The sequence below is a fragment of the Staphylococcus cohnii subsp. cohnii genome (assembly GCF_002902365.1).
Classification (GTDB): domain Bacteria; phylum Bacillota; class Bacilli; order Staphylococcales; family Staphylococcaceae; genus Staphylococcus; species Staphylococcus cohnii.
In genome coordinates this window covers 36,640-56,664 of the sequence record NZ_PPQC01000039.1, presented here as the reverse complement: position 1 = coordinate 56,664, position 20,025 = coordinate 36,640, and the positions used below count along the sequence as shown (strand labels likewise).

Sequence of the window (20,025 nt, the reverse complement as noted above, 5' to 3'; positions counted from 1 at the left end):
CCATAAACATTTTGTTTTTTTCACTGTCTACTTGACAGGGTGCAGTTCATTAACAGGATGAGTCTTTTTTATTTATATTTATATGTGGTGAAAGAAATGTGGTTTTCAAGAAAATGATGAAATTATAACTTAATAAAAGTAAATGAAAATTTGAATATATTTTTATTTAGTATAACTATTAGCGCAATAGTTTATAAAATACGTTTAAAGTAAGCAATACGTCAGTTTTTTAGTAATAAAATGGTAAGATATTTATATTTTTGGTCCGATTAGTATAAACCAACGTTTTTGAGCTATATAAATAAATTAATAAAAACATGGAATATAAAGTAATATAAAAATTAAAATTTCAAATAAACTACCAAAAGAGAAATTATTATGATATTATGAAAACGGTTACAAAAATAGAGGTGATTTTTATAGTAACAATAAAAGAGGTAGCTAAGTTAGCTGGTTGTTCTGTAGCAACGGTATCTAGAGTTATAAATAATAATGGATATGTAAAAGCTCAAACAAAAATACAAATTGAACGTGCGATTCATGAGCTTAACTATCAACCTAATGAAGCAGCACGTACATTATATAAACGAAAGTCAAAAATGATTGGTTTATTATTGCCAGATATCAGTAATCCTTTTTTTACATTGATAGCGAGAGGTGTTGAAGATATAGCGCTTGCGCATGGTTTTCAAGTTTTAATTGGAAATAGTGACAACGATGTTGATAAGGCTAAAGATTATCTTTCTACTTTCAATGCTTATAATTGTGTAGGCGCGATTACTACAGCATTTGCTGATGATCAAATCGAAAAGTTATTAGTATCGCAAGGTATTCATTATGTATTTGTAGATCGTGTTAAAGATGAAGGTAATGGTATTTCTATGAATCATTTTGAAGGCGGACAATTACAAGCTCGACTTGTGTTAGAAGGTAAACCAAAAAATATTTTAATCCTTCATTTAGATTTGAATATTGAGGCATTTAAATTGAGAATAGATGGCATTAAACAAGCATTGAACAATTATGATGTAAGTTATTACGATTGTTCAGCAGAGACTTTAAAAAATAAAAGTGCATTTATTTCATTAGTTAAAGATTTACATATTGATAGCATTATATGTAGCAACGATGTACTTGCAATTGAAACAATGGGACTTATTCAGCAATTTCAATTGAGAGTTCCTGAAGAGATTCAAATTGTGGGTTATGACAATATACCTTTCTCTACAATGACATTTCCTCAAATTGCAACTATTGATCAGTCCGCATATTTTTTAGGACAACAAGCGGTATCAATTTTATTAAAATTAAATAAAAACTGTGTAGTAAATCAACAAGAAAATACGCTAAAGTTATCTACTAAACGTAGAGGTAGTGTTAGATTTGAGCAATAATATGTAACGGGTTACATAAAATATGATTTAACGAAAGGGGAATTAAATGTATAAAACAGGTATTTTGAACAGTGAAATTTCTAAGGTATTAAGTGATTTAGGGCATACAGATACAATTATCATTGCTGATTGTGGATTACCAATACCAGATGGTGTTAAAAAAATTGATTTAGCATTAACTTTTGGGCACCCTTCATTTGAAGAAGTATTTAATTTAGTTAAAGCACATATGAAAATTGAACAGCTTACCATTGCAAATGAAATGATAAAACAAAATAGTGCGTTATATGTGAAATTATTAGCTGAAAATATTGATATGGTCACGGAATCCCATGAAAAATTAAAAATGTATAGTAAGGATGTTAAAGCAATTATAAGAACAGGTGAAGCGACACCTTACGCAAATGCAATTTTATCAAGCGGTGTTTTATTTTAAGGGGTGAAAAATATGATAACGATGAATCAAATTCATAAATCATTTGGTCAAAATGATGTCTTAAGAGGTGTTGATTTTGAAATCAATGATGCAGAAATACATGCATTAATGGGTGAAAATGGTGCAGGTAAGAGTACACTCATGAAAATATTAACAGGTGTATATAACGCTGATAGCGGTAATGTTTTAGAAGATGGTCAACCTATTCATTTTAAAAATACGATGGATGCTGAACAAAACGGTGTGTCATTTATACAACAAGAATTAAATATTTGGCCAAACCTTACAGTGCTTGAAAATTTATTTTTAGGAAAAGAAGAAACAAAAATTTTTGGCATTGTTGATAATAAAAAAATGAAACAACGTGCTTTGGCTATTTTTAAAAAATTAAATATTGATATCGATTTAAATCGCATGGCAGGTACTTTATCAGTCGGCATGCAACAGATGCTCGAGATCAGTAAAGCATTAATGGAAAAATCGAAAATCATTATTATGGACGAGCCTACTGCTGCTCTGACAAATAATGAAATAAATACATTGTTTGAACAAATCAAAAATTTAAAAAAAGAAGGCGTTTCTTTTATATATATATCACATAGAATGGAAGAAATTTTTGCAATCTCAGATCGTATTACAGTAATGAGGGATGGTCGTTCGATATTAACTAAAGAAACTCAAAATACTACGCATGCTGAGATAGTAAAATCTATGATTGGTAGAGATTTAGATAATCAATACCCTGTTAGACAATATCATCAAGGTGATGTTGTGCTCTCTGTTGAAAATTTAGATTCGGCTGAACATCATTTAAAACATATTAATTTTGATTTACATAAAGGTGAAATACTTGGTTTTAGTGGTTTGATGGGGGCCGGTCGTTCAGAAATTATGAGAGTACTTTTTGGCTTAGATAAAGGGAATAAATCAGTGAAACTTAACAATCAGCAATTACAGATTCAAAATCCCAATCAATCCATTTCACAAGGCCTGGCTTTTATCACTGAAAATAGAAAAGAAGAAGGCTTAGTTTTACAAGATTCAATTTTAGAAAATATTACACTACCTGCTTTGAAAAGTTTTTCTAGTTCTGGTTTTTTAACGCAACATGCTATGGAACAATATTCAGAACAAATGGTTCAGCGTTTAAATATTAAAGGCAAAATAGGAGATACTTGTGGCAACTTATCAGGTGGTAATCAACAGAAAGTAGTTTTAGCTAAATGGATTGCGACCGCACCGCACGTGTTAATACTAGATGAACCAACACGAGGCATTGATGTAGGTGCTAAACGTGAGATATACCAATTGATGCATGAATTAACTGACCGAGGTATGTCTATTATTATGATTTCATCAGAACTACCAGAGATTATAGGTATGAGTGATAGAGTTGCGGTTGTACATGAAGGATCCATTGTAGGAACATTAGAGGGTTCAGCTATCACAGAAGAACGTATTATGACTTTGGCTACAGGGGGAAAAATAAATGAAACAGTCTAAATTATCATTTTCTTATTCGTATTTGGAAAAAATTATACCTTTTATTGGGTTAATACTATTAGTTGTTATTATTAGTGTCTTAAATAGTGCTTTTTTAGAACCTTCTAACTTATTTAATTTATTAAGACAAGTTTCTATTAATGGTTTGATTGCATTTGGCATGACTTTCGTAATATTGACTGGAGGCATTGATTTATCAGTAGGTTCAACGTTAGCGTTATCTAGTGCTTTTGTAGCGATTTTAATGGTTTCAGGTATGGATTCTATTGTAGCTCTATTCATGGGGTGTATATTTGGTGCGATTTTGGGAGCTGCGAACGGCTTACTCATCACAATAGGTAAAATGGCACCTTTCATTGCAACGCTAGCTACAATGACTGTGTTTAGAGGATTAACACTTGTCATTACAGATGGAAATCCTATTACAAATTTAAATGGCAGTTACGCATTTCAATTATTTGGTAGGGGTTATTTTTTAGGGATTCCAGTACCAGCTGTCACAATGTTTATTACATTTATCATATTATATATTGTGCTACATAAAACCGTATTTGGTAGACAAACCTATGCTATGGGTGGTAATGAAAAAGCAGCATTTATTTCAGGAATTAAAGTTAATAAAATTAAAATAATGATTTATAGTTTAGCCGGCTTAATGTCAGCTATGGCAGGATCAATTTTAACTTCACGTTTAAATTCAGCACAACCAACAGCAGGGATGTCCTATGAATTGGATGCCATTGCAGCAGTTGTACTAGGAGGAACTTCTTTAACTGGTGGTAAAGGTCGTATAGTTGGAACATTAATTGGTGTGTTAATTATTGGTGTTTTGAACAATGGTTTGAATTTACTAGGTGTATCTTCATTTTACCAACAAGTGGTTAAAGGTGTCGTTATTATTATTGCAGTACTGATAGACAGAAAAAATAAATAATTGGAGGTGTTGATATTGAAAAAACTTTTTATAACTACAATAGCTATTTTATTATTTTTAACAGGTTGTTCCCTAGAATCACCCATAGAAAAAAATGATAATGGTAAAGTAGATAAGAAAAAATCTGATGTTGTTATTGGTGTGAGTATTTCTACTTTAAATAACCCTTTCTTTGTGAAAATTAAAGATGGTATTGAGAAAGAGGCAAAGAAACAAGGTGTCAAAGTTAAGTTTGCAGATGCTCAAGATGATGCAGCGAAACAAGCTAACGATATTGATGATTTAATCCAACAAAAAGTGGATTATCTGATTGTAAATCCAACAGATTCTGATGCGATATCAGGTAGTATCCAAATCGCGAATGATGAGGCAATACCAGTTATTACGTTAGACCGAGATGTAGCTAAAGGGGATGTTGCTTCATTTATTGCTTCCGATAATATCAAAGGCGGTGAAATGGGTGGTGAACTCATTGTCGATGAATTGGGTGAAGATGCGAAAGTAGCGGAACTTGAGGGCGTTCCTGGTGCCAGTGCTACACGTGAACGTGGTAAAGGTTTTCATAACGTCGCAGATAAATCACTTGATGTAGTTTCCAAACAAAGTGCTAAGTTTAATAGAACAGAAGGTTTAAATGTAACGCAAAATATTATTCAAGCTCATCCTGACATCAAAGCTATTTTTTCTCAAAATGATGAAATGGCTTTAGGAGCAGTAGAAGCGATAGGAAATAAGGATATTAAAGTCATTGGTTTTGATGGTAATGAAGATGCGATAAAATCTGTTGAAAAGGGTAAGTTGTTTGCTACAGTTGCGCAACAACCTAATTTGATGGGAGAAGAAAGTATTAAAACAATAATGAATTTATATAATGGTAAAAAGGTTGAGAAAAAGAATAAAATACCTTTAGAAATGAAACGACAATAAATCATTTTGAAGCTTGAGTAATAAATAAAAAACCGGATGCATAAGGCACCGGTTTTTTTATGTGTTTACTTAAATTTTTGTCGTTCTTGTTGTTCTTGAGCATATCGTTCAGGGTTTTTCTTATAAAAATTTTGATGCTCCGCTTCAGCTTCATAAAATGTAGAAGCGGGTAATATTTTTGTAGCAATAGCTTTTTCTTTATCTATACTTTGTTTTAATTGTTCTACATAATCTTCAGCTACCGCTTTTTGGTCTTCATTTGTATAAAAAATTGCTGTTTTATATTGTGACCCTCTGTCTTGGAATTGTCCACCTTCATCAGTTGGATCTATTACAGAAAAGAATATTTCTAATAATTTATTGTAGGAAAATAGAGCGACATCATACTCTATTTCAACTGTTTCGTAATGCCCGGTGTCACCCGTTTTAACTTCTTCATACGACGGATTATCTGTATGACCTCCCATGTAACCAGAAGTCACTTTCTCAATCCCTTCAAATGTGTCGAAAGGCTTGACCATACACCAAAAGCAACCTCCAGCGAAGTATGCCTTGTTTATATTCATGTTTAACATCCTTTCCATATTAGACCTTAGTACCATATATTAAGATATCACTTGATTTTTATTCAGTTTTTATATAACTTTAATATATGTTAATTATAGTACATAGCAGTGCAATTTTGAAGATATAAGGTTGATTACATATGAATGAACACAAACACAGTAGTAAAGAAAGTGCAAACACAGAAGAACAACCGACGATGCGTAGGACAAAAAAGAAGAAATTAAAAAAATTTCCGATTGTCATATTAATCATTGTAATTATTTTAGCCATTATTGTTGGTTATTCTGTTCATGGTTATAAATCAGGTATTGAATACGCAAAAGATCATGGCAAAACGCTCAAGCAACATAAATTTAATGGTGCTAAAAAAAATGATGGAAAAATTACGATTATGGTCTTAGGTGCAGATAAAGAGCAAGGCGGTATTTCTAGAACCGACTCGATTATGATTGCACAATATGATTATATTCATAAAAAGATGAAGATGATGTCTGTAATGCGGGATATTTATGCAGATATACCAGGCAATGGGCAACATAAAATTAATTCAGCTTATTCTATCGGTGGACCTGAATTATTACGACAAACATTAAAGAAAAACTTAGGTATAGACCCTGAGTATTATGCAATACTTGATTTTACCGGTTTTGAAAAAATGATTGATGAACTGGAACCTAACGGTGTACCGATTGATGTTGAAAAAGATATGTCTAAAAATATAGGTGTATCGCTTAAAAAAGGTCACCATCGATTAAATGGTAAAGAATTATTGGGTTATGCTAGATTTAGACATGACGAGGAAGGCGATTTTGGACGTGTAAGACGTCAACAACAAGTCATGCAATCACTTAAACAAGAATTGGCTAGTTTAGATACGCTACCTAAATTGCCTAGAGTTGCAGGTATTTTAAGAGGTTATTTAAATACGAATATGCCAGATTCTGCGCTCATTCAAACTGGTTTGAATTTTGGAATACGTGGTGATAAAAAAGTAGACTCTATCACTTTACCTGTACCAAACACTTATCAAGATATTCAGTCACCAATGGATGGTAGCGCGCTAGAAATCGATAAAGCAAAAAACAAAGAAGAAGTACAGAAATTTTTGAATGAATGATGAATAAAAGCATTCATTTAAATGTGAATGAAATATAAATCTCATACTTAAAAAGGGCTAATCCTTTTTGATATGCTCCCTTCAAAGTAGACACTTAAAAATGTAAACTTTGAAGGGAGCTTTTTTTATTTGAAAATTTACGATTTTGATCGTGCATGCTTGCCTGGGGATATGGTTCGAGCCTGTAGTCTCTCACTCATATCATTACCCCGGGCGTCCGCACGATTGCAAAATCGCTATAAGTGTTGTGTTTTAATGCAAAAGAAATAGCTTCGTATTATTTAACTTATACAACTAATAGCAAGTCATATTTTTAATTAACCAAAAGATATAACTTAATATGAGTACACATGATGGAAGCGTCCATTTTATATAAAAAACTTACGATTTTGATCGTGCATGCTTGTCTAGGGATATGGCTTGAGCCTGTAGTCTCTCACTCATATCATTACCCCGGGCGTCCGCACGATTGCAAAATCGCTATAAGTGATGTTGTTGAAAATAGTTTGATATGTCTATACGCATCATTCGTTTCTTTGGTCATATCATTGATCAATGAATAAACCTTTGAAAAGTAAAAAACATCAATCTCTATATGTTTATAATAGAAATTGATGCTTATGTTCTAGTTTTTTGATGTGTAATTTATTGTTGATCTGATTTTCTAATTCCAGCAACACCATAATGAGAAGCTTTCATTTCTTCTATTACAACTTGTATAGCGTTTTTGTTAGCACCTGTTGTTTTCTCTACTGCATTAGTAACTTCTGTGACTAAATTTTTTAGTTGTTCATCAGAACGACCTTCTAACAGTTTTACATTTACTATTGGCATTTAAATTCCTCCTAAAGCTATTTTTATACATTATAGCATGAAAATTCACAAAATTATAAAAAATACAAAAAAGAACATTTGTTCTTATTTGTATTGAAATAGAACGTATGTTCTTATATAATGTAAGTGATTAAGGGAGGAATGTTATATGTATGAATTTTATGATTACAATCTGTTAGAGGAAAGAGATATATTATGTATTGATCAAAAAAGTTTTTTTGCAAGTGTCTCTTGTATACAAAAAGGATTAGACCCAATGAAAGAAAAGTTAGCAGTTGTTGCGGATACTAAGAGACAGGGATCGGTTGTATTGGCTGCTACGGGTCCACTAAAAGCTATAGGCATTAAAACAGGGTCAAGATTATTCGAAATCCCTCATAGAAATGATATATATATTATCAATCCAAGCATGAGAAAATATTTGGAAGTTTCAGTAGCAATCTCTAAAATCGCTTTACGTTATGTTGCTCCAGAAGATTTACACCAATATAGTATTGATGAATTTTTTATGGATGTAACAAATAGTTATCACAGATTTAGTAGTACAATTCAATCTTTTTGTAAAAAATTACAATATGAAATTCTAGAAGAAACAGGTATACAGTGTTCAATAGGTATTGGATCAAATATGTTATTGAGTAAAGTTGCAATGGATATAGAAGCAAAACATACTGATGATTTCATTGCTGAATGGAGATATCAAGATGTGTCGCACAAACTTTGGCCTATTTCACCATTGAGTAAATTTTGGGGTATTAGTAGAAAAACAGAAGCAAAAATGAATAAAAGAGGTATCTTTACTATAGGTGATTTGGCTCATTATCCATATCAATATTTAAAAAGGGATTTTGGTACTGTAGGTGTGGACTTACATTTGCATGCAAATGGTATTGACCAAAGTAGAATAAGAGACAAATATAGTGTAGTTAATCCTTCAATTTGTAAGAGTCAAATATTGATGCGTGATTACCATTATGATGAAGCTAAAATAGTGATGCAGGAATTAATTGAAGACGTCGCGAGTCGTGTTAGAGCAAGAAATAAATTAGCTAAGACGATACACTTTTCATTTGGTTATAGTGACCAAGGAGGGGTGCAGAAACAATACACATTAGAAGACCCAACAAATTTAGATGGTACTATTTTTAAGGTGGTTGAATATTTAGCAGATAAATTATGTGATCCAACAATGTTGTACAGAACGGTGAGCATTTCACTCACGCAGTTTATAGATGAGCGAAATACACAGTTGAATTTATTTATAGATGAATACGAAAGAAAAAGGAATGAAAAATTGGCCAAAACGATTGATGCACTACATCAAAAATTTGGTAAAGGTATCGTATCTAAAGCAATTTCCTATACAGATGCAGGAACAAAACATGGGCGTTTAGGACTTATGGCAGGGCATAAAATGTAAAAATTAAAATGATAAACTGAACGTTTAATATAGTCATAAATCAATTTCATTAGTAATATATGGAACGGGGATAATTTTAAGTAAGTTTATACGGTGTAGCCCGTCCCTAAAGTAGCTGTTGAATCAAACTTAGTTAGCTTTTTAACAAATACAATTTATATAACGTATCTATAACAAATAGATGATTTGTCTATGCTAGGTAAGTAAAAAAACTAACGCACATCTATTAAATATTTAAATATAATATTGGCATGATAAGAAGAATATATCATAGACTTTACATTACTATTATGAGTTATTTAAAAAAGTATGATGTCTAGATAGTAATAAAGCGTAAATTGTATCTAGATGAGGTGTTGTTAATTTACACTTTCGAGCTTGTCGATATAGAAAACCTTGTATTCCATCGATTTCTAATGGGGTATTTGAAAGTACATCATAATACATGCTTGTTCCCATATCATCTGGATAACCTTGATAAATTGTCATTATTTCTTCAATAACGTTATCAGAAAGGTTGATACCAGAATGTTTAGCTATCATATAACCCTCATTTAATAACGATATGCATAATGATTTAATATGGGGTTGCTTAAGAATAGATGCAGGCTGTATTCCAAGAGCTGTAACTGTATTGATTGCTAAATTAACTAATAGTTTATACCAGATTTCCACTTCAATATTTTTATGTAACACAAGTGAAAGTCCACTTGAAGCTAATAATTTTTTCAATGATATAGTGTTATCATCTTGTTGTAAATGCAGTATTTCATCTCTAAAATGAATCACATGTTGAGCGGTTTTTTGACCACTAATATAAGTTACAGCTTGATATATGTGTGGGAAAGGAAGTTTTAAGTGTTGTCCATATCCATTTTGAGCTAGTATAACAATAGTAGTATCTTGTGATAAATGCTTGATTTGTTCATATAACCCCTCTAAATGTGGAATTTTAACAGCGATGAATATAATATCTAATGGTTCAGTAATATCTGATGCTTTAACAACATTAAGTACTATATTTACATTATTCGAAGCATCTTGATAGGTAATGTGCTCATTACGTCGACCAATTAAATAGACTTTATGTTCTGTTGCTAAAAGTTGAACTGTGATGCAGCTACCAACAGCACCAGGACCAATAATACCTATCTTTTTCATTTATAGTTGACCTCCGTTTATTTAGAAAATAAAATTATAATAGATATGTTTATGTTGGTAATCAATAATGAAGTGTTAATCAACTAAAAATGTAAAAATATATTTTGAACAGGAGCATAAATCAAATGATAAAAACTATGATGAATGGAAAAATACATCGTGCACGTGTAACAGAAGCTAACCTTGATTATGTTGGTAGTATCACGATAGATCGTAATATTTTAGATGCAGTAGATATATTACCTAATGAGAAAGTTGCAATTGTTAATAATAACAATGGAGAAAGGTTAGAAACCTATGTGATTGAAGGGGAACGTAATAGTGGAAAGATATGCCTGAATGGTGCAGCTGCTAGGCTTGTTCAAGTAAATGATATTATTATTATTATGTCTTATGTACAAGTTACTGCAGAAGAAGCATTAAATCACAAACCAAAAGTCGCGCTTATGAATGAAAAAAATGAAATTATAGAGATGATACAAGAAGAAGAAGGAAAATTGCTAAACTAATTATGTAAAATAACATTTGAAATATAAACAGTCCCATCCAAATTATATCGAAATACGAGAATGAAACGATATGAGCCTAGCGTAGCTTTCTAACAAAAGAAAACTGCGCTAGGCTCATATTTATATTTGGTAATATATTGAAAATACTTTCAAATTTAGCGTTGTAAACAACAACAATTATTACTACAGAAATGAGTGATTGGCTTAAATATGTTCTTTACGATTTATGCAAACAAAAACTAAATAAAGCAATAACAATTAAGTAATTAAACTTTTAAAAAAAGAAAAAATCTATTCAATATAAGTATCAAAATCACTTAATGCTTCAGCACCTTTTTTACGGTCTTCTGGATTTTTAAAGCTAATACGTAGCGCACCATAGATATCCTCACGGACTTCTAATATTCTTAAGTTGCTTATAGAAATATTATGTAAACTAATGATGTGTGTTACTTGGCTAATCATACCCGGTTTATCCGGAATATCTACATAAAGATCATACTCTATAGATAGTGCACCTTGTGATTTAAGGGGGAGTTCATCTCTATATACTTTTGCATCATTATAAAAATGATATAACGCATCGGGTTTATTTTCTTCAACGAGTGTAATGACATCCTCCATTTGTGATTTCCATTCTTTTAATATATCAACAATAGTATTTTTATTTTCAATAGTAATATCACGCCACATAATTGGACTGCCACTTGCAATTCTTGTAATGTCTCTAAAGCCTCCAGCTGCAAGTGTTTTAACTAATGAAGAGTGAGATGCGTGGTGTGCATTTAAATGCACAAGACTCGACGCAATGATATGAGGCACATGACTAACAATGCCTGTCACAAAATCATGTTCTTTTGGATTAGTAGCAATAAATTTTGCATTTGTTGTACTAAGTAATGATCGTATTTCATCAAAAGCTTTATCATTTGCAGGTTCGTCGTGAACCAAAACGTAAAAAGCATTTTCAAATAAATGTTTCTTTGCATTGAGTACGCCAGATTTATGACTACCTGCCATCGGGTGACCACCAATCAGATGAATATTGTGATTTAAAAGGTATTGTTCATATTGCAAAATAGTCAATTTAGTACTGCCAGTGTCGGTAACAATGACGTCAGACTTTGTTTGATAGTTTGGTAGTTCTTGTAAGTATTTGATTGTTTGTTGTACAGGTGTGGCATAAATAATGATATCTGCATTTTCCACACAGGTTTTATAATCAGTAGATTGATAATCAATAATTCCTATAGATAAAGCTTTTTCTAATTGGGAGCAATCTGCATCATAAGCAGTAATTTCAATGTCATTATGATAATATCTTAGATTACTTGCCAGGCTACCACCAATTAAGCCTAAACCTACGAAAAGTATTTGTTTCATTTTGCTGACCACCTCTATCAAAATTTTCAGAATAGTAACATTGTATAGTAGGAGTAGTTAATTCGCAATACATGTTTTATTTTCTATTTCAAAAGCAGAACGCATTTATAAGGTCATTAGCTTAAACAATTTCAATATAATTAAAAACTATGTCACCAGATTACTTTAAGTAAGTAGAAAAATTTAAAAATAAAAGTTGACAAAAAAGAATGAAGATTGTATTATACTAATTAATTCATTTTGCAACGACAGTTGCCGTTTGAAAGGTAAAGTAACGTATATGATTTGTAGCAAGTAGAAAGCTAATGGTAGATGGAAATTAGCACAACATATATTGTGAATTGGGCTTTTAAACGTAAGCATAATATAATAATTTTTAAAGTGAACAATGAAATTGTTAACTAAGGTGGCACCACGGTAACGCGTCCTTACAGCATGCGTTAGTGTGGTGTTTTTTTATATAAAAAAACAAAATGTAGTAAGTTGTGAATGGTAGCAAGCAGAAAGTTAGTGGTAGATGAAAACTAACACCTACACATACTGAAATTGGGTTTTGTTGGGTTAAAATCGTATAGTTAAATGAGTGAGTAGATGAGACTGATATGATCTACTAATTTAGGTGGTACCGCGCATCAGCGTCCTTAATCAATATTTAAGGATGCTGATTTTTTTATAAGGAGGAGTAAAAATGAAGGTGCAATATCAAAAGATAAACGCTGAAGTAACACCAGAAGCATTGGCAAGATTGAAAAAACAAAAAATAGTATTGGAAAGTACAGAACAATCTAAAGTGAAAGGGCGTTATTCAATTGTAATATTTGATGTATACGGCTCAGTGACTTTAGATAATGAAAATTTGGTCATTCAATATAATGATAAGCAGACAGAGATAGAAAACGAAGCACCATATGAAAAACTGAAAGCTTTTATAGATCAATATAAAGTAGAAATAGAAGACGAAGATTTAGCACAATTACCATTTATCTCAGGATTTGTTGGATCATGCAGTTTTGATTTGGTAAGACATGAATTTCCTGTATTAAAGCAAATCGACTTAGCTGACCATAAACAACACGATGCTAAATTTCACATGGTAGAAGATGTATACGTGTTTGACCATTACAAAGAGCATCTCTATGTTATATCCACAAACTTGTTTTCAAATGAAAATGAAGAGCAATTAGCATTACGTGTCAAACGACATGTTGATGAGTTGCAAAATATAAGTATATATCCTTCGCCTATAAAAAATGACATAAAAGACAAAGCAATTGAATCGAACATTACACCAGATCAATTTAAAAAAACTGTAAGTGAAATGAAATCATTGATACAACAAGGAGACATGTTTCAAGTTGTACCCTCAATTATATATAAGTATAAACATGATTTTGGAATGAATTTACAACAATTATCGTATCAGCTTTATCAGAATTTAAAGAGACAAAACCCAAGTCCTTACATGTATTATTTGAATTTTGATGAACCGATTATTGTAGGTAGTTCACCTGAAAGTTTTGTCAAAGTGAAAGGGCAAACTGTAGTCACAAATCCTATAGCTGGAACAATTAAACGAGGCGCGACTGACAAGGAAGATCTTGAAAATGAACAACAGCTAATCAATGATGAAAAAGAGATAAGTGAACATAGTATGCTTGTTGATTTAGGTAGAAATGATATTCATAGAGTGAGTGAAATTGCTAGTTCTAAAATTGAAAAGTTAATGTCAATTGAGCGTTATGAACATGTTATGCATATTGTTAGTGAGGTAACGGGAAAACTGAAATCAAATTATTCACCAATGACTGTAATTGCAAGTTTATTACCTACAGGTACCGTGTCAGGAGCACCTAAATTAAGAGCAATACAAAGAATTTATGAAGCCCAACCTCAAAAACGAGGTGTATACAGTGGAGGGATAGGATATATCAACTGTAATCATGACCTAGATTTTGCCTTAGCGATTCGTACAATGATGATTGATGATACATACATCAATGTAGAAGCAGGATGTGGTGTCGTTTATGATTCAATACCTGAAAAAGAATTAGAAGAAACAAAATTAAAAGCCAAAAGTTTATTGGAGGTTTCACCATGATTTTAGTAGTGGACAATTACGATTCTTTTACGTATAACTTAGTCAATATTGTAGGAAAGACTTCTGATGTAATTATTAAGTATCCAGATGATCCTGAAATATTTGATTTAAAAATAGATGGTTTGATTATATCGCCAGGACCTGGACATCCGTTAGATACTAGCTATTTACTCAATATTATTGAACATTATAAACATAAACCAATATTAGGTGTATGTCTGGGCTCACAAGCATTGACATGTTACCACGGTGGTGATGTTATCCAAGGTGAAAAAATATGTCACGGTAAAAAAGATACGATGCAGATTGTAAATGAATCCAAACTATACCGAAATATTACAGAATATTCTGAAATAATGCGCTATCATTCTTTAATTAGTGACCCAAAAACGTTGCCAGATACATTAAAAATAACTGCTCAAACAAAAGATAGTATTCAATCATTTGAGCATATTAATGATTTACATTTTGGCATACAATATCACCCAGAATCTTTTGCTACTGAATACGGTGAAGCAATCATCAATAACTTTTTAAATATAGTAGAGGAGGTCAATTATAATGAGTCTACAAAATCATATAAAACAGTATAAGCCACTTAATCAAACACAAATGAACGAATTTATAGAATTATTAATCACAGATCAACTAGAAGATGATACAAAACGAGAACTGTTAGAAGCCTTTTCGGAAAGAGAACCTAGTCAAGCGGAATTAACATATATTTCAAAAAGCTTAATAGGGTCTATGTATCCTACACAACCAACTTTTCCTAATAGCATGTGTGTTTGTGGTACTGGTGGAGATAAATCTAATAGTTTTAATATTTCAACAACAGTTTCTTTTGTATTGGCAAGTGCAGGTGTACCAGTTATTAAACATGGTAATAGAAGCGTTACATCAGCATCAGGGAGTACCGATTTATTAAATGCAATGTGTATTCCAACACGAAGTGTTGAGGAAACATCAACACATTTAAAAACACAGGGGCTTGTTTTTTTAAATGCAACTGAAACATATCCAATTATGAAGCATATTCAACCGTTAAGAAAAGCCATTAGTAATCCAACTATTTTTAATGTTACTGGACCATTAATTAATCCATTCAAATTAGATTATCAAGTTATGGGTGTCTATGAACCGTCCCAATTAAATAAAATTGCGCAAACGTTAGCAGATTTAGGTAGAAAAAGAGCTATTGTCTTACATGGTGCAAATGGTATGGACGAGGCTACTTTATCTGGAAATAACACACTATATGAAGTGACGGAAGACAAACACATTAAATCTTATTCTATAAATGCAACAGAATTAGGATTAGATTATGCACCAAATACGGATTTAAAAGGTGGCACACCTCAGGAAAATTTAGAAATTACAAAACAAATATTAAATGTTAAAGATCAAAGCGCTAAAAGAGATGTGGTGTTATTGAATGCAGGCATTGCCTTATATGTTGCTGAAAAAACAGCCACTATTCAAGAAGGTGTTTATAAAGCAAAAATATTAATTGAAAATGGAGATGCACTCAAACAATATAACAAAATGGGAGGCAAAACGTATGACTATATTGGATGAAATCGTAGCTTATAAAAAGGAATTATTGAAGGATGGCTATTATACAAAAAAATTATCAGACCTTGATGAGGTAGACATTACGCATAAACAAACGTTTGAGTCACAGTTAGCACAAGCTGATCAATTATCGGTTATCGCTGAAATTAAATCGAAAAGTCCGACATTATCTGAACTTCCAGGTAGAGATTTGAAACAACAGGTTAAGGCGTATGAAACGTATGGTGCAAACGCAGTTTCAATCTTAACAGATGAACATTATTTTGGAGGAAGTTACGAACGATTACAAACTTTGACACAAGTAACTGATTTACCAGTATTGTGTAAAGATTTTGTAATTGATCCTATTCAAATTGATGTTGCTAAAAAGGCAGGAGCGTCTATTATCTTACTTATTGTAAATGTATTGACTGATCAACAGTTGAAAGACTTATATGATTATGCGATATCAAAAAATTTAGAAGTATTAGTAGAAGTACATGATAAAGAAGAGTTGGAACGTGCTTACAAGTTAGATCCTAAAATTATTGGTGTGAACAATAGAGATTTAAAACGATTTGTAACAGATGTTTTGCATACAAATGAAATATTAGAAAATAAAAAAGCAGGTTATTATTATATTTCTGAAAGTGGTATTCGCAACAAACAGGATGTTGCAAGTATTATAAAAGCAGGTATTGATGGTTTGCTTATCGGTGAATCGTTAATGAAATGTGATGATTTAAGTCAATTTTTACCAAGTCTAAAGTTAGATAAGGTGAAGGTATGAAATTGAAATTTTGTGGTTTTAAAACAATTGAAGATGTATATAAAGCAAAAGATTTAGATATTGATGCAATTGGTTTTATTCATTACCCCAAAAGCAAACGTTATGTGGATATCGATAAGATAGAAGCATTTGCTAACATAATACCAGAAGATAAAGATAAAGTAGTAATTGTAGTAAATCCAGATTATCAAACGCTCAGTAATCTCATAGATAATACAAATATAACTACTATCCAATTACACGGATCGGAAAATTTAGAGACCATTCATTTTATACGTCAAAAAAAAGACAATATAAAAATTATTAAAGCATTACCTGCAAAAAACGCTAATACATTAGCGAAGTACATTCAATATTATAAAGGTTTTGTAGATCGATTTATTATTGATACACCATCAATTTCTTATGGTGGTACTGGCCAATCCTATGATTGGGAAATATTAAAAGATATAGCAGATGTGGATTTTTTAATAGCTGGCGGTATGGATTATAAAAATATTCAAAGTGTAAGTAAACTTAGTTTAAACCACAATGGTTATGATATTGCAAGTGGTATCGAAACAAATGGTGTGAAAGATAGCGAAAAAATGCAAGCAATCATAGAACTTGTAAAAGGAGTTAATTAAATATGGTTAAAAACATACAAACAGAAGCAGATGAATTTGGATTTTTCGGCAATTTTGGTGGTCAATATGTCCCAGAAACATTAATGCCAGCAATTCAAGAACTTAAACAAGCTTATGAAAAAGCTAAAATAGATCCTAAGTTTCAAAATGAACTGAATAATTATTTAAAAGATTATGTAGGAAGAGAGACACCATTAACATATGCGGCATCATATACAGAAGCGCTAGGCGGGGCAAAAATATATTTAAAAAGAGAAGATTTAAATCATACTGGAGCCCACAAAATTAATAATGCGCTGGGTCAAGCGCTTTTAGCTAAAAGAATGGGTAAAAATAAGCTAGTTGCAGAAACAGGCGCAGGACAACATGGAGTTGCTAGCGCGACAGCAGCAGCATTATTTGATATGGAGCTCGTAGTGTTTATGGGTGAAGAAGATATCAAACGACAAGAGTTAAATGTATTTAGAATGGAATTACTTGGTGCAAAGGTTGAACCTGTGACTGAAGGACAGGGTACGTTATCTGATGCAGTAAATAAGGCGTTACAATATTGGGTAAGTCATGTAGACGATACACATTATTTATTAGGGTCTGCTTTAGGACCAGATCCATTCCCGACTATAGTGAGAGATTTCCAAAAAGTTATAGGTACTGAAATTAAAGATCAAATCAAAGAGAAAGAAGCGTGTTTACCAGATGCGATAGTTGCATGCGTAAGTGGAGGATCAAATGCTATTGGTACATTTTATCCATTTATTCAAGATGATGTTGCACTATATGGTGTTGAAGCAGCAGGAGAGGGCATTGACAGTGATAAACATGCACTCGCAATAAATAAAGGGCATGAAGGTATTTTACATGGTACAAAAATGTATTTAATACAAGATGAAAACGGACAGATAGAATTAGCACATTCAATCTCAGCTGGGTTAGATTATCCGGGGGTAGGACCTGAGCATTCATATTATCATGATATTGGTAGAGTTAAATATGCAACTGCTAGTGATAGACAAGCTATGGATGCATTGGTGAAATTCACTCAGGCAGAAGGTATTATACCTGCGATAGAAAGTGCGCATGCATTAAGTTTTGTTGAAGAGCTAGCACCATCTATGGATAAAGATCAAATCATTGTCGTAACTGTGTCAGGGCGCGGTGATAAAGATATGGAAACGATTAGAAACTACATGAGACAAGGTGGCGAAAGTAATGCATAAATTATTTATTCCCTATATCATGGGAAACAAAAATTTTATTGAAAATATGAAAATATTAAGTGAATCAGGCGCGGATATTATTGAAGTAGGCGTTCCATTTTCAGATCCAGTAGCTGATGGTCCAGTGATTATGGAAGCTGGAAATAAAGCAATACAACAAGGCGTGAATATCGCATACATTTTTGATGAACTGACTACACATCGTGATTCTATAAACAGTCAATATGTACTCATGACATATATCAATATTATTAATCATTATGGAGAAGATGCATTTTTTGATGCATGTGAGAAAGCTGGCGTATATGGATTAATTATACCTGATTTGCCACATGAACTTGTCCAACAATTAAAAGATAGACATCCTCATCGTAAAGTTAATATTATTTCATTAATTGCTATGACAACATCTGATGAACGTATCAATCAAATTGCTGAAAATGCGGAAGGGTTTATCTATACAGTTACAATGAATGCAACAACTGGAGAAAATGGAAAATTTCACCCAGAACTAAAACGAAAAATTGAAAAAATTAAAAACAAAGCGCATGTACCTGTAGTGGCTGGTTTTGGTATTCGTACTAAAGCACATGTTAATGACATTAGCGAAGTTGCTGATGGCGTAGTCATCGGTAGTGAAATTGTTAAACGGTTTGAACATGATCAAAAAGAACAGACAATCGCGTATCTAAATTCGATTAGAACAACCCTAGATGATGTACAAATTAATGAATAATGTGTAATGTTTATTTTAGGTGGGTATTATTTGAAATAGATAGTCAAAATTGAAACATCGAAATGAATTCGATGTAATTTCAAGTAGATAATAACCTAAATAAATGAAGAGGTGACAACCGTGAATAAAAAAGTTTTATTCATTATAACAAGTAGAGCACAATATGAAGATGGCACACCAACTGGATTATGGTTGGAAGAAGCAAGTGAACCTTATCATATTTTAACAGAATCAGGTATCGACGTAGATATCGTTTCAATTGAAGGTGGAGAAATTCCTTTAGATCCAAATTCAACTCAAAATGACGAATTAACGAAATATGCACAATTTGTAGAAAAAATAAGTGATGTGCCAAGTATAGATAACATTAATGTTTCAGATTATGATGCAGTTTATCTACCAGGTGGTCACGGTACAGTATTTGATTTTGCTCACAATCAAAAATTAGCTACTATCTTGGCTGATTTTAAAGATGAAGGCAAGTTTATAAGTTCTGTATGTCATGGACCAAGTGCATTTGTCGGTGCAAAAGATAAAAATGGTAAATATCTCGTAGAAGGTGTTACTTTAACATCATTTACAGATGATGAAGAGCGTACGATGGGACTAGAAAATAAAGTACCATTCTTAACACAAACAGAATTAGAGCAACAGGGCGCTAAATTCGTTACCAAAGATAACTTTACCGAACATGTTGAAACAGATAGTCAATTCATCACTGGTCAAAATCCTCAATCAAGTGTAGCAATCGGTGAAGCATTAAAAGATGCTTTGATATAGGTGGGATTTTAAAAATAAGTTATATTGGGTAACACGAAC

20 protein-coding genes are annotated in these 20,025 nt (G+C 32.0%); 16 read left to right on the top strand and 4 right to left on the bottom strand.

Translation table 11 applies throughout. From position 1 onward, the window contains the following. The first annotated feature begins 386 nt into the window (after window positions 1–386). The 5 genes from CD032_RS07230 to CD032_RS07210 are packed head-to-tail and all read left to right on the top strand — an operon-like array spanning window position 387 to window position 5,194. Window positions 387–1,394, top strand: coding sequence for a LacI family DNA-binding transcriptional regulator (locus CD032_RS07230; protein WP_019468742.1), 1,008 nt, complete (start codon window positions 387–389; stop codon window positions 1,392–1,394). Window positions 1,395–1,440: 46 nt separating this feature from the next. Next, the gene (gene rbsD / locus CD032_RS07225; RefSeq protein ID WP_019468743.1) at window positions 1,441–1,830 is read left to right on the top strand and encodes a D-ribose pyranase; all 390 of its coding nucleotides are present in this window, start codon (window positions 1,441–1,443) and stop codon (window positions 1,828–1,830) included. 12 nt (window positions 1,831–1,842) lie between these two features. Then, on the top strand, window positions 1,843–3,333 hold the full coding sequence (locus CD032_RS07220; protein WP_019468744.1) for a sugar ABC transporter ATP-binding protein: 1,491 nt from the start codon (window positions 1,843–1,845) through the stop codon (window positions 3,331–3,333). Continuing rightward, the gene (locus CD032_RS07215) at window positions 3,320–4,267 is read left to right on the top strand and encodes an ABC transporter permease subunit (RefSeq protein ID WP_019468745.1); all 948 of its coding nucleotides are present in this window, start codon (window positions 3,320–3,322) and stop codon (window positions 4,265–4,267) included. The genes CD032_RS07220 and CD032_RS07215 overlap by 14 nt, the downstream gene beginning before the upstream one ends. Before the next feature lie 15 nt (window positions 4,268–4,282). Continuing rightward, window positions 4,283–5,194, top strand: coding sequence for a D-ribose ABC transporter substrate-binding protein (locus CD032_RS07210; RefSeq protein WP_019468746.1), 912 nt, complete (start codon window positions 4,283–4,285; stop codon window positions 5,192–5,194). A gap of 65 nt (window positions 5,195–5,259) precedes the next feature. Here CD032_RS07210 and msrA read toward each other — a convergent pair whose 3' ends face one another. Next, window positions 5,260–5,760, bottom strand: a complete 501-nt coding sequence (gene msrA, locus CD032_RS07205; RefSeq protein ID WP_026034773.1) for a peptide-methionine (S)-S-oxide reductase MsrA — start codon at window positions 5,758–5,760, stop codon at window positions 5,260–5,262. Between the two features lie 140 nt (window positions 5,761–5,900). On the opposite strand from msrA, the gene CD032_RS07200 reads away from it, so the two are divergent. Beyond that, window positions 5,901–6,878 carry an LCP family protein gene (locus CD032_RS07200; RefSeq protein ID WP_019468748.1) on the top strand — a complete coding sequence of 326 codons (978 nt, stop codon included), beginning with the start codon at window positions 5,901–5,903 and terminating at the stop codon, window positions 6,876–6,878. Between the two features lie 645 nt (window positions 6,879–7,523). On the opposite strand, the gene thmT is transcribed toward CD032_RS07200, so the two are convergent. Further along, window positions 7,524–7,712, bottom strand: a complete 189-nt coding sequence (thmT, locus tag CD032_RS07195) for a 2-hydroxymuconate tautomerase (protein WP_040029848.1) — start codon at window positions 7,710–7,712, stop codon at window positions 7,524–7,526. Window positions 7,713–7,860: 148 nt separating this feature from the next. On the opposite strand from thmT, the gene CD032_RS07190 reads away from it, so the two are divergent. Beyond that, complete coding sequence (locus CD032_RS07190; protein ID WP_019468750.1) at window positions 7,861–9,132, top strand: Y-family DNA polymerase; 1,272 nt, start codon at window positions 7,861–7,863, stop codon at window positions 9,130–9,132. 288 nt (window positions 9,133–9,420) lie between these two features. Here the strand turns inward: CD032_RS07190 and CD032_RS07185 are convergent, their stop codons facing one another. After that, window positions 9,421–10,293, bottom strand: a complete 873-nt coding sequence (locus CD032_RS07185; RefSeq protein ID WP_019468751.1) for an oxidoreductase — start codon at window positions 10,291–10,293, stop codon at window positions 9,421–9,423. Window positions 10,294–10,418: 125 nt separating this feature from the next. Between CD032_RS07185 and panD the strand changes: the two genes are divergently transcribed. Beyond that, the gene (panD, locus tag CD032_RS07180) at window positions 10,419–10,802 is read left to right on the top strand and encodes an aspartate 1-decarboxylase (protein WP_019468752.1); all 384 of its coding nucleotides are present in this window, start codon (window positions 10,419–10,421) and stop codon (window positions 10,800–10,802) included. Between the two features lie 291 nt (window positions 10,803–11,093). Here panD and CD032_RS07175 read toward each other — a convergent pair whose 3' ends face one another. Next, on the bottom strand, window positions 11,094–12,185 hold the full coding sequence (locus CD032_RS07175; protein WP_103211339.1) for a prephenate dehydrogenase: 1,092 nt from the start codon (window positions 12,183–12,185) through the stop codon (window positions 11,094–11,096). A 688-nt stretch (window positions 12,186–12,873) separates the two neighbouring features. On the opposite strand from CD032_RS07175, the gene CD032_RS07170 reads away from it, so the two are divergent. The 8 genes from CD032_RS07170 to CD032_RS07135 all read left to right on the top strand — a co-directional run bounded on the left by CD032_RS07170 (window position 12,874) and on the right by CD032_RS07135 (window position 19,986). Continuing rightward, window positions 12,874–14,283 carry an anthranilate synthase component I gene (locus tag CD032_RS07170; RefSeq protein ID WP_019468754.1) on the top strand — a complete coding sequence of 470 codons (1,410 nt, stop codon included), beginning with the start codon at window positions 12,874–12,876 and terminating at the stop codon, window positions 14,281–14,283. Further along, complete coding sequence (locus CD032_RS07165) at window positions 14,280–14,876, top strand: anthranilate synthase component II (RefSeq protein ID WP_040029849.1); 597 nt, start codon at window positions 14,280–14,282, stop codon at window positions 14,874–14,876. Before CD032_RS07170 ends, CD032_RS07165 begins: the two co-directional genes overlap by 4 nt. Beyond that, window positions 14,845–15,861: an anthranilate phosphoribosyltransferase gene (gene trpD / locus CD032_RS07160; RefSeq protein ID WP_019468756.1), complete on the top strand. Its 1,017-nt coding sequence runs from the start codon at window positions 14,845–14,847 to the stop codon at window positions 15,859–15,861. Before CD032_RS07165 ends, trpD begins: the two co-directional genes overlap by 32 nt. Further along, entirely contained in the window at window positions 15,845–16,627 is a 783-nt protein-coding gene (trpC, locus tag CD032_RS07155; RefSeq protein WP_040029850.1) for an indole-3-glycerol phosphate synthase TrpC, read from the top strand. Before trpD ends, trpC begins: the two co-directional genes overlap by 17 nt. Continuing rightward, the gene (locus CD032_RS07150; protein ID WP_019468758.1) at window positions 16,624–17,253 is read left to right on the top strand and encodes a phosphoribosylanthranilate isomerase; all 630 of its coding nucleotides are present in this window, start codon (window positions 16,624–16,626) and stop codon (window positions 17,251–17,253) included. The genes trpC and CD032_RS07150 overlap by 4 nt, the downstream gene beginning before the upstream one ends. Before the next feature lie 2 nt (window positions 17,254–17,255). Beyond that, window positions 17,256–18,470 (top strand): tryptophan synthase subunit beta, encoded by a 1,215-nt coding sequence (gene trpB, locus CD032_RS07145; protein WP_019468759.1) that lies wholly within the window; start codon window positions 17,256–17,258, stop codon window positions 18,468–18,470. After that, window positions 18,463–19,206: a tryptophan synthase subunit alpha gene (gene trpA, locus CD032_RS07140; protein WP_019468760.1), complete on the top strand. Its 744-nt coding sequence runs from the start codon at window positions 18,463–18,465 to the stop codon at window positions 19,204–19,206. Before trpB ends, trpA begins: the two co-directional genes overlap by 8 nt. A gap of 120 nt (window positions 19,207–19,326) precedes the next feature. Beyond that, entirely contained in the window at window positions 19,327–19,986 is a 660-nt protein-coding gene (locus CD032_RS07135) for a type 1 glutamine amidotransferase domain-containing protein (RefSeq protein WP_040029852.1), read from the top strand. Window positions 19,987–20,025: the final 39 nt, after the last annotated feature.